Annotated in this window: 9 protein-coding genes, 2 tRNA genes and 1 pseudogene; 8 read left to right on the forward strand and 4 right to left on the reverse strand. The window is 69.5% G+C overall.

The window, feature by feature from the left end:
- Nucleotides 1–23 precede the first annotated feature (23 nt).
- Nucleotides 24–401, reverse strand: coding sequence for a winged helix-turn-helix transcriptional regulator (locus AC2CHG_RS14545; RefSeq protein ID WP_262016245.1), 378 nt, complete (start codon nt 399–401; stop codon nt 24–26).
- Nucleotides 402–479: 78 nt separating this feature from the next.
- Here AC2CHG_RS14545 and AC2CHG_RS14550 point away from each other — a divergent pair, with 78 nt between their 5' ends.
- From AC2CHG_RS14550 to AC2CHG_RS14560, 3 genes are all read left to right on the forward strand, one after another.
- Nucleotides 480–890, forward strand: a complete 411-nt coding sequence (locus AC2CHG_RS14550; protein ID WP_484524924.1) for a RidA family protein — start codon at nt 480–482, stop codon at nt 888–890.
- A gap of 298 nt (nt 891–1,188) precedes the next feature.
- Nucleotides 1,189–1,545, forward strand: coding sequence for a hypothetical protein (locus AC2CHG_RS14555; protein ID WP_484524925.1), 357 nt, complete (start codon nt 1,189–1,191; stop codon nt 1,543–1,545).
- Between the two features lie 140 nt (nt 1,546–1,685).
- On the forward strand, nt 1,686–2,711 hold the full coding sequence (locus tag AC2CHG_RS14560; protein ID WP_484524931.1) for a WD40 repeat domain-containing protein: 1,026 nt from the start codon (nt 1,686–1,688) through the stop codon (nt 2,709–2,711).
- A gap of 168 nt (nt 2,712–2,879) precedes the next feature.
- Here AC2CHG_RS14560 and AC2CHG_RS14565 read toward each other — a convergent pair whose 3' ends face one another.
- A complete protein-coding gene (locus AC2CHG_RS14565; RefSeq protein ID WP_484524926.1) occupies nt 2,880–3,944 on the reverse strand; it encodes a polysaccharide deacetylase family protein in 1,065 nt (354 codons plus the stop codon).
- Nucleotides 3,945–4,627: 683 nt separating this feature from the next.
- On the opposite strand from AC2CHG_RS14565, the gene AC2CHG_RS14570 reads away from it, so the two are divergent.
- Genes AC2CHG_RS14570 through AC2CHG_RS14585 form a run of 4 tightly spaced genes read left to right on the forward strand, consistent with a single transcriptional unit; the run spans nt 4,628 to nt 8,286 of the window.
- Nucleotides 4,628–5,560, forward strand: coding sequence for an ABC transporter ATP-binding protein (locus AC2CHG_RS14570; RefSeq protein WP_484524927.1), 933 nt, complete (start codon nt 4,628–4,630; stop codon nt 5,558–5,560).
- A gap of 3 nt (nt 5,561–5,563) precedes the next feature.
- Complete coding sequence (locus AC2CHG_RS14575; protein WP_484524928.1) at nt 5,564–6,328, forward strand: ABC transporter permease; 765 nt, start codon at nt 5,564–5,566, stop codon at nt 6,326–6,328.
- A gap of 6 nt (nt 6,329–6,334) precedes the next feature.
- Nucleotides 6,335–7,669: a sensor histidine kinase gene (locus tag AC2CHG_RS14580; RefSeq protein WP_484524932.1), complete on the forward strand. Its 1,335-nt coding sequence runs from the start codon at nt 6,335–6,337 to the stop codon at nt 7,667–7,669.
- Nucleotides 7,666–8,286 (forward strand): response regulator, encoded by a 621-nt coding sequence (locus AC2CHG_RS14585; RefSeq protein ID WP_484524929.1) that lies wholly within the window; start codon nt 7,666–7,668, stop codon nt 8,284–8,286. Before AC2CHG_RS14580 ends, AC2CHG_RS14585 begins: the two co-directional genes overlap by 4 nt.
- Nucleotides 8,287–8,445: 159 nt before the next feature.
- Here the strand turns inward: AC2CHG_RS14585 and AC2CHG_RS14590 are convergent.
- A tRNA-Arg gene (locus AC2CHG_RS14590) sits at nt 8,446–8,521 on the reverse strand.
- A gap of 36 nt (nt 8,522–8,557) precedes the next feature.
- A tRNA-Ser gene (locus tag AC2CHG_RS14595) sits at nt 8,558–8,648 on the reverse strand.
- 936 nt (nt 8,649–9,584) lie between these two features.
- Between AC2CHG_RS14595 and AC2CHG_RS14600 the strand changes: the two are divergent.
- Nucleotides 9,585–10,141, forward strand: a pseudogene (locus tag AC2CHG_RS14600) (hypothetical protein); the annotation flags it as partial.

Here is a 10,141-nt window from a genome sequence, read left to right on the forward strand (position 1 = left end):
GCCGTGCGGTGCCGCCCCGGTTGTCACTCCAGCTCGGCGTCGAATGCCTGCCGGGCGTGCTCGATCTGTGCCATGTGGGCGTCGGCCCATTCGAGCAGCACGTCGACAGGTGCGCGCAGCGTCTTGCCCAGCGGGGTGATCCGATACTCGACCGCGACCGGGCGCGTCGCCACGACGTGACGTTCGACGATGCCGTTGCGTTCGAGCCGCCGCAGAGTCGCCGTGAGTGACTTCTGCGTCACCGCCGGAATCGCGCGGCGCAGCTCGTTGAAGCGGCACGGGCGCTCGCACAGCTCGTTCAGGACACTCAGCGACCACTTGTCCAGCACCTGGTCGAGCAGCTCGCGGTGCGGTGCGTCGATGCGCAGCTCGCCCGTACCGGAGGTGGCGGTATCGCTCATGAAACCAGGTCTCCTTGAAGTGTCCTCCGTCAACTAGGTATCAATGGTAAACCTCAGTTGCCCAGTGGAGGAGCACCGATGTCCGTCACCCGTCTCAGCCCTACCGGTCTTCAGCCGAACACGCCGTACCACCACGTCGCGGTGGCCACCGGATCGCGCCACATCCACGTCAGCGGCCAGGTCGCACGACTGGCCGACGGCTCACCCGTCGCACCCGGGGACCTGGCCGGCCAGGTCGCGCAGGTGCTGCGCAACACCGGCCGCGCCCTCGCCGGCGCGGACTCGTCGTTCGAGGACGTGGTCCGGTTGACCTTCTACGTCACCGACTGGACGCCCGAGAAGATCGGACCGTTCATGGCCGGGATCGAGTCCGTCGCCGAGGAACTCGGGCTGCCGCAGCCGCTTCCGCCGGCCTCGCTGATCGGCGTCGATCACCTGTTCGAGCCCGACGTGCTGGTGGAGTTGGAGGCGACAGCGATCGCGCAGTGAGCAGCTTTCTGCTCGACGCACATCACATCCATCGTCATTCACGCATCCATGGAACGAGCCCAGCCCTCGGGTAGATCCACCACCACAAGACGTGCGCGGGTGGCCAGTAGGTCACGGCGGCGACGGCGAGATACCAGGGACGCCATCCGTCGAGCAATCCGCGGTAGCCGTGGGCGTCGGCCCAGCCGTGCACGGCCCAACTCCACAACGCATAGCCGGCAAGGAGAGCGAGGGACCAACCAATCCGTGCGGAATTCCCGGGTCTCCGCCCGCGCCGGCGGTCCGGCGCCTCTCGCGCATGCGACGCCACGCGCACATCATGATCCTGCCTTGCAAGGTCACCCGATCCGTGCGGGGCGGTCGACCCGACGGAGTCAGGATCGACGGGTTCGACATCGAGCTGCGGGTCTCGGGGCACGCGCCCATTCCGATTGCCGCCCTGGTCCCGGCCCTGGGCGGCCACAACCGACTGCGTCCCGGGGATTACCAGACGCGCTTGAACAAGATTGCGGCGCTCTTGAACCACACGCCGGCGACGCTCGTAGCCGGCACGATGACGCGCCGGTACCGGCACGTGCACCTCTTCCTCTTGGCGGTGGACGTGCTGGCTCTGGTCGGGATGGTGCTCGCCATCAGCAGCGACCCCCTGGCGTAGATGTACGGCGCCGCAAACGTCGGCCCGACCGGCCCACGGTCACGTGCCGCCGTCTGGGAAGCTAGCCGTCGATCTTCATGGATGATGGGAGCGGGATGTCGCAGGACTGGGAACTGGACGACAGGCAGGCATTGACCTCGGTGGCCAGTAAGGGCGCTCCGCCCATGTGGATGCTGCAGGCGTCGCCGGTGGACATCGGGCACAGCGACTTCATAACCGCATTGGCCGCCGGGACCCGCAACGATCAGCCGGTGTTCGCCTCCGGCTCCGAGGACGCGACGATCCGGCTGTGGGACGCGGACACCGGGGGAATCATCGACTCCCTCGACGCCGGCGGCGCGGTCACCTCAGTGGCCTTCGGCGGGCCCGACCGGGACATCGTGGTGGGTGTCACCGACCAAGGGCTGGTGCAACGCTGGGACGCCAACTCGGGCGCGAAACTGGGCGACCCGCTGCATCACGGCGACCATCCGATGTATGCGGCGGCCACTGTCGACATCGGCGGCCGCTGCCTGCTCGGCGTCAGCGGAGCGGACCAGACGCTGCGAATCTGGGACATCGTGACGGCCCAACTGCTGGCCCAGGTTCCGGTAGGCCAAACCGTCCGATCCCTGTCGATGGCCGCAACCGGCGAGAGACTGCTGGCGATGGTGCACGGCGACATCGTCGGCGACGCGGATTGCCTGGCGGATTCCATGGCTGCGCTGTGGGACGTATGGGCCGCAGAGCGGGTCAGGCAGCCGCTACAGCTCAGCGACCGCGCCGACGTCGCCGTGCTCGGCGTGCTGAACGGCCGGGCGGTGCTCGTCCAGGGCCTGGACGTCGGCGCCGACGACTTCGACTTCGACCCGGCGGGCATGGACGATCTGCAGTTGCGGGACGCCGTGACCGGCGAACTCCTCCGCGAGTTCGACGATCACGGGAACGGCCGTTGCAGCACGGTGGAGCTGGTCACCGCCGCCGGACGGACCTGGATCGTCTCAGGCCACGAGGGTGGTGTCGTGCTGCTCGACGACGGACTCCGGCAGGTCGGCGACGCCTACGACGGGCACGAGGGCGAGGCCGTCGACCTGGTTGCCGTGACGGAGACCGGCGGTGACCTGGTGATCGCCTCCGTCGACGACGCGAACAGCGTGCACATCAGGCGGGCCACGCTTCCGGGCTGAGCCGGCCCGCCCCGGGCCTCTGGCACGGGGTGTGGTGGCAGACGGTGAGGACGGCGACATCGCCCCATCGTGAACGCCGCGATGGGGCGATGCCCGAACGTCAAGTCCGCCGCTTTCGACCGAGCCCAGCCCTGAGCCCTTTCCGGTGGCCTGGGCAGGCCACCGGAATCAGCCCGTGGTGCAGGAACGGATCTGAGGTCTGGCGCTGCTGTTGCCGTTCATCATCGTGGTGAAGCCGAAGGTGTTGCCGCTGCCGTTGGACCGCATCGTCATCACGTAACCGGTGCTGTCCCAACTAGGGGAGCCGTTCCAGGTGGTGGAGACCCGCTGCGGCGGGGTCAGAGCCACGACCACGGTCCAGTTGCTGGCCCCCTGAACCGTCACCGAGGTGTTGTACCGGTCACCCCAGACGTTGGGGGTCGTCGCCGTCGCTGTGCACCCGCCGCTGGGAGGCGGAGTGGTCGGCGGCGGAGTGGTCGGCGTGCCGGTCGGCGGCGGAGTGGTCGGCGGCGGAGTGCCGTCCGGGGCCACCGCCCGCCCGGTGCTCGGTGAGATCATGCCCGGGCAGAGGTTGCGGCTGGTCAGGTTGGCCATGATCTGCGGAATCGCGTCGCGGGTGTTCTGAATGCCGTCGTGCATCAGGATCACCTGGCCGGCCTGGAGGCGGCTGGCGTTGGAGACGATCTGGCTGACGCTGGCGCCGTTCCAGTCCTGGGAGTCGACGTCCCAGATCACCTGGCGCAGGCCGAGCGACGAGGCGACCGACTGGAGGGTCGAGTTGGTCTCCCCGTAGGGCGGGCGGAACAACTGCGGCCGGACGCCGGTCGCCGCCTGGATCGCCGAGTTGGTCTGGGAGAGGTCCGACTGCATCTGGCTCTGGCTCATCGAGGTCATGTGCGCGTGGTTCCAACTGTGGTTGGCCACCCACATGCCCGCGTCGACCTGGGCCCGCGCGGCGGGCTGGTTGCTCTGCACGTTCTGCCCGACGTTGAACATGGTCGCCCGTACGCCGTTCGCCCGCAGCACGGACAGCAGTGCGCTGGTGCTGCCGGTCGGCCCGTCATCGAAGGTGAGGCCCACGTAGCCGTTGCAGGTGGCGGCGCTGGACGGAGTGGCGGCGACCGCGAGACCGGCGGCACTCAGCGCCACGGTGGAAGCGAGCACGGCCAACCGGGTGAGACGCGATGTTCGGGGGGCGGACGGGCGGCGGGAGCCGCGGATGCTGGCGTACATGCGCAGGTCCTCCTTGGGACGGGTGACACCTGACGACGCATGGATTCAATCGACTGAGATTGATGTCGACGCGTTCGGAGTATTGCAGCGGCGTTTCGAGCACGTCAACTATTTTCCGGAAGTTTTCCGGAAAATCGGCACCGCGGCGCCCGGTGGCCCGCTTCTCTATGAGCGCCCTGCGACACGGCGGGCGGCTCGCCCGCCGGACCACCTGCGCCCCTGGTCGACAGCCAGCTAGTCAGGTGGGCCGGCTGTTCTCCGTCGCCCAGGTGCAGATGGCGGCGAGCGGTTCCTGCAACGTCGAACGGGCGCCTCCGCAACGGTACGGCGAATCCATGTGGCATCGGGCGGGCTCGTGCGTCTGCCCGATCCGCCAGGAGATGAGCGCCGCGGACAGAGCGGCGGGAGCACGGAGAGACGCCAACCGCCACCTGGGCTGTAGCCGGAAATGTGACCGGCGTTAACCAGTCCGAACCGGTGACCAGTCTCCGAGCTTGAGGGATCTCGGTCCACCTGCGTCGTCGCGCTGGCTGCGTGCCAAGTGGTGGATGAGGCGACAGCCGACAGGGCTTCGGGCGCTTCGAAGGTGCCGTAGATCCACCAATCGGTGGAGGCGGGAATCAACCCGAGTTTCGGCGCGACGGTCGACGTGGCGGGGCGCGGTGCGGCCGTAACTTCGCGGCATGACCGCGCTAGAGGTACGACACCTGCACAAGCGCTACGGCCAGCAGGTTGCCGTCAACGACGTCTCCTTCACCGTTGAAGAGGGGGAGATCTTCGGCATCATCGGATCCAACGGCGCCGGCAAGACGACAACCGTCGAGTGCATCGCCGGTCTGCGAACACCCGACTCGGGAACGATCTCTGTGCTGGGTCTCGACCCGATCAAGGACCGGGCGCAGGTACGTGAACGACTCGGCGTGCAGTTGCAGGAGAGCAGCTTCCCCGACGCGATCAAGGTCGCCGAAGCGCTCGAGCTCTACAGCTCCTTCTACCGCAAACCCGCTGATTGGCGCGAGCTCATGGAGCTCCTGGGTCTCACCGAAAAGCGCCACACGCGGTACAAGGCGCTCTCGGGCGGGCAGAAGCAGCGGCTTTCGATCGCGCTGGCGCTGGTCGGCAACCCGAAGGTCGCGATTCTCGACGAGCTCACGACGGGACTGGACCCGCAGGCCAGGCGCGACACCTGGAGCCTCATCGAGCGGGTTCGGGACACGGGCGTCACGATCCTTCTCGTCACGCACTTCATGGACGAGGCGGAGCGCCTCAGCGACCGGATCGCCGTCATTCATGGTGGCCGGGTTGCCGCAGTGGATACGCCGGCCGGACTCATAGCCCAGGCGAGCACGGTGCAGCAGGTGCGGTTCCGGGTGCGGCAGCCGCTCGACAAGAGGGTCCTGACCGAGCTTCGCGACGTGACCGATGTCGCGATCACCGATGACCGTTGGCTGGTCACCGGCAGTGGGCAACTGCTGAGCAGCGTCGCAGGGGCTCTGGCCCGGGCGCAGGTCGTGGCGGAGGATCTGCGCCTCGACCGGCGCAACCTCGACGACGCGTTCGTGGCCTTCACTGGTCGCGCCCCGCAATCTCCAGAACCGTTCCAGAAGGAGGGCTGACTCATGCCTGCTCTCACGAACATGATCAAAATCGAGGCGAAGCTCCTGCTGCGTGACTCCGCCACCGTCCTCTTCGGGGTGCTGTTCCCGACCGGGTTGCTGCTCGGGCTGGGTGCCATCCCGGCGCTGCGGGAGTCGTCGCCGGAGACCGGCGGGCTCCGGTCCATCGACATCTGGGCGCCGACCGCACTGGTGTTCGCGATGGTGATGATCGCCGTGCAGCACGTACCGGCGGTGATCACGACGTATCGGGAGCGCGGCATCCTGCGCAGGGTGTCGACCACGCCCGCGCATCCACGCACCATCCTGCTCGCGCAGATGATCGTTGCGTTCGCCTCGGTGGTCGTCTCCGCGGCACTCATGATCTTCGCCGGGTGGGCGGTGCTGGATATCGCGCCGCCCGCGCGGCCCGTGGAGCTCGCGGTCGCCTTCCTCGTCGGGTATGCGGCTCTGCTCGGGCTCGGCATGATCTCCGCGGCGGTGGTCCGCACGAGCAGTGCCGCGAACCAGATCGGCACCCTGCTGTTCGTGGCGCTGATGTTCTTCGGCGGGGCCTTCCTGCCCCGGACCCTCATGCCCGACCTGCTGCGCGAGGCCGGCCAGTTCGTCCCGCCCGGTCTGCAGGCTCTCACCGCGGCATGGTCCCCCGAAGCGGGCGAGATCACCGCCACCGCGGGTGGGCAGCCCTTCTGGCTGCAGATTGCGATAATGGCGGGCATCGCAGTGATCCTGAGCTCGGTCGCCGCGAAGCTCTTCCGCTGGGAATAGGTGACGATGACCCGAGTTGCCGGGGCCGGCTCCCCTACGCATCCCTCCGCCATCGCGGAAGAGGCAGAGATCGCGAATCGCTCCCGGCTGGCCTGGAAAGAGGAGCAGCTGCGGGTCTGGGACCTGCTGCATCTGTTCACACCGTGGCTGCTGTTGACGATCTCGGCGGCGATCTACTTCGCGTGGGTGCTGCCGACCTCCGGTGAACGTTTCTGGCCGGAGGGGGCATCCGTGCTCGCACTGGTCATGGTCGCGGTGCTGTGGGTGCTGTTCGGGCACACACGGCCCATCAGGAGGAGAAGGCTGCGGCGGATGCCGATGGCCGTCTACGTCGTCGGACTGCTCGCTCTGTGCGTCACCCTCATGACGTACTCCGACATCTTCCTCGTCTTCACCATCGCGGGCTTCTTCCACGCCTACCTGCTCAAGCCATGGCCGGTGGGGGTGCTCGGAGTCCTGGCCACCTCCGTTGCCCTCAACGGCTCGGCGATGGGAGTGTGGGCGGACCCCGCCCCGGAGGCTCTCGCGCAGTTCATCCTGATCGTCGCCGTGCAGACCGCGGCGATCGGGGCGGGCATCCTGCTCACCGCGCGCAGCGAGCCGGAGGAACGCAAGCGGGAGAGACTCGTCGAGCGACTCGAGGCGGCGCTGCACGAGAACGCCGGGCTCCACGCCCAACTGGTCGCCCAGGCCCGGGAGTCCGGCGCCCAGGACGAACGGCAGCGACTGGCCGGTGAGATCCACGACACCCTGGCGCAGGGCCTCGCCGGCATCATCACTCAACTGCAGGCCGCCCAGCGGTCCGCGAGTGTGCGGGGCGAGACACAGGAGCACGTCACCCGCGCGCTCCAGCTCGCGCGCAGCAGCCTCACCGAGGCCCGGCGGTCCGTGCGGGCGCTCGCTCCACAGGATCTCGCCCGGGCCCACCTGCCCGACGCGCTCCGCACACTCACCGAGCGCTGGTCACGGGACGAGGGGACGCGAGCACATCTGGAGGTCACCGGCGACAGCGAGCCGCTGAGCCCCGCCATCGAGGTGTCACTCTTCCGCGTCGCGCAGGAATCCCTGACCAACGTGGCGAAGCACGCCGCGGCCTCCCGCGTCGGTGTCACGTTGTCCTACACGGGCACCGAGGTGCTGCTCGACGTGCGTGATGACGGACGCGGGTTCACGACAGCGACCGGCACCGGATTCGGCCTGACCAGCATGCGGCAGCGCATCAGGGGCGTCGGCGGCCACGTGGAGGTACAGAGCGCACCGGGTGAAGGGACATCCGTCAGTGCGCGCGTTCCGGCGATCACCCCCGCGGGTGCCGCAACAAAGGAGGAAACCGACCGATGATCCGGCTGTTGATCGTCGACGACCATCCGATCGTGCGGGGCGGCCTGCGCGACACCTTCGCGTACGCCGAGGACATCGTCGTGGTCGGCGAGGCCGGCGACGGTGCCGAGGGCATCGAGCGGGCGACGGCGCTGGTGCCCGATGTCGTGCTCATGGACCTGCGGATGCCCGTGCTGGACGGCGTCGCCGCGACCGCTACCCTGCGCGAGCGGACCCCGGACGTCCGGGTGTTGGTCCTGACGACTTTCGACAGCGAAAGCGACGTCCTGCCGGCGATCGAGGCGGGCGCGATCGGCTACCTCCTGAAGGACGCTCTGCCGGACGAGCTGATGCGGGCGGTCCGGGCGGCCGCGCGCGGCGAGTCGGTGCTCGCGCCGTCGGTGACGCAGCACCTCATGGGGCAGATACGGCGGCCCAGCGCCGGCACACTCACCGATCGGGAGAAGCAGGTGCTGCAACTGGTCGCGAACGGCAGCTCGAATCGCGACGCCGCCAAGGCGTTGTTCATCGGCGAAGCAAGCATCAAGACCCATCTCCAACACATCTACGACAAACTCGGGGTACGTGATCGAGCGTCGGCGGTTGCCGAGGGCTACCGTCGTCGCCTGCTCACCTGAGGCCCGCAGCTGGTCGCCCGCACGGCAGGATCGTCGCGAGCGGCGCCGATCGAGGTTCCGGCGGGCACGGTCGCAGCGCCTGGTGGTCCGTACGCGGAGGCGAAAAGGGGAAAGAATAAGGCCGTGACCCTTGTTTCCGCAGGTCACGGCCTTGATCTTTGGTGCGCCCGAAGGGACTCGAACCCCTAACCTTCTGATCCGTAGTCAGATGCTCTATCCGTTGAGCTACGGGCGCTTGGTGCTCGGCCAGTCTACACAACCGGCTTTCGCGCGGAGACTCCGGGATTCGAACCCGGGAGGGGCTTTAAGACCCCAACCGCATTAGCAGTGCGGCGCCATAGACCAGACTAGGCGAAGTCTCCCTGGTGACCCGCGAGGTCACCGCGCCCGAGGATACAGGCCCGCACCCGCCCGGGGCAAAGCGGATACCGGGACCGGCCCTCGCCACCGCGTTTCCGTCGTGTGCCGGATCACGTCCACGGCTACGCTCCATCGATATGCAGGAGCAGCCGCCGAGCGATCCGCCCCGTCGCGAGCCCGCAGCCAAGGCCCGGCGGAGCCGCTCCCCACGACCGACGTTCAACCCACCGACGCCGGATCCCGCCGCGGAGAACGCGACGAGCGACACACCGGCGCCCAGGCGTCCGCGCCGGTCGGCGCCCACTGTCGTCTTCCAGCCGCCGACGCCGGCCGACGCCGCAACGCCGGCGCCGCGCCCCCGTCCGGCCACCGAGCCTCCGACAAGCGATCCGGGTACGCCTCCCGCCGCACAGCCCGACCCCGTGCCCGCCGGGGCCGGCACGAGTACGCCTCCGGACAATCCGGCCGCGCAATCACGCCGTCCGGCCGAGGAGTCGGTGCCCGCCGAACCTCCGGGCGGGGACGAGACGCCGAAGCCGACCCGCCGTGCACCCGTCGCGAAGAAAGCCGCCCCGAAGAAGGCCGCTCCCGCAGCTGAGAAGGCCGCTCGGAAGGCGACCCGCCCGAAGCAGGCGGCGCCCGAGGCACCGGCCGAGCCGGAAGCCGCCGCGTCCGGGCAGGAACCCGGCGGGACCGCGGTCACCGCGGAGAAGCCCGGCCCCACGCCAGCGAGAAGAGCCCGGACCACCAAGAACGCCAAGACGCCCACGACTACGGCCGCCGAACCCGCAGCCGCAGCCGGCGGTCAAGCCCTGGCCGTTCACCGATCCGCAGCCGACGAGAGCCGGAAGACCGAACCGCCCGCCCTGGACCCGCCCGAAGAAGAGCAGCCGCACGACGAGACCGAGACCCCGCCAGCCACCGTCGACGTCCAGCACGTGGCGCGTACCACGGAAAAGAGCTGGCGGGCGGTGGGGCCGCAGCTGCGCGACCACCCCGGGTTCGCGCCGGAGCTGCTGGCCCTGGCGGCGGTCGACGCGCTCGGGCCGCGGGCCTCGGCCTGGGTGGAGCAGGTCCGGCGGGCCTACCCGGAGGCGGACGCCGACGGGGTGGCCCGGCTGGCGACCCGGCGGTTCGTCCGGATGGCCGGTACGGGTGGGGCGCTGGCGGCGGGTGCCGGACTGTTCGCGCCGGTCGCGGAGCTGGCGGCGGTGCTGTGGACGCAGGCGAACCTGGTGCTGCATCTGGCGGCGGCGTACGGGCGGGATCCGGCGCATCCGGATCGGGCGGCCGAGCTGCTGGTACTCACGCTGGTGCACCCGGACGACGGCACCGCGCGGGCGGCGCTGGCGGCGGCTCGGGCGGCTGATGCTCCGGCGGAGGGTCCGTGGGGGCGGGTGGCGGAGGCGGCCTGGCGTCTGGCCACGCCGGTGGCGGCGCAGGCGGGCGGCTGGCTCGGGCTGCGGTTGGCCGCCCGGCAGCAACCGGGCGGCCA

Source organism: Micromonospora sp. ATLC20, assembly GCF_057196585.1.